This is a genomic window from Halomonas marinisediminis, assembly GCF_004347715.1.
GTDB classification, from domain to species: domain Bacteria; phylum Pseudomonadota; class Gammaproteobacteria; order Pseudomonadales; family Halomonadaceae; genus Halomonas; species Halomonas icarae.
In genome coordinates this window covers 1-263 of sequence record NZ_SLTR01000547.1, presented here as the reverse complement: position 1 = coordinate 263, position 263 = coordinate 1, and the positions used below count along the sequence as shown (strand labels likewise).

The window sequence follows — 263 nt, the reverse complement described above, 5'->3', positions numbered from 1 at the left end:
CGGGGTGAAGACATAAACCCCGGCCACCGCCAGGTTTGAGGGCGGCTCCTTGGGTTTTTCCAGAAGGTGCACGATCCTTTCCCCTTCCAGCACTGCCACCCCAAATGAGCTGGGGTTTTCCACCCGCACCAGGGCGATCACCGCACTCACCCCCGGGGTAAAGGCCTGGAAAAAGCGGGTGATTCCCTTCTGGAAGAGGTTATCCCCCAGGTAGAGGACGAAGGGGCTTTGGCCCAGGAAGTCCCTGGCCACCGCCACCGCAT

At 61.6% G+C, this 263-nt stretch carries 1 protein-coding gene; it reads right to left on the bottom strand.

All coding sequences use genetic code 11. The features are described from left to right. The coding region (locus tag E0702_RS17755) for a sugar phosphate nucleotidyltransferase (RefSeq protein WP_306766941.1) at positions 1-263 on the bottom strand (263 nt) is incomplete at both ends.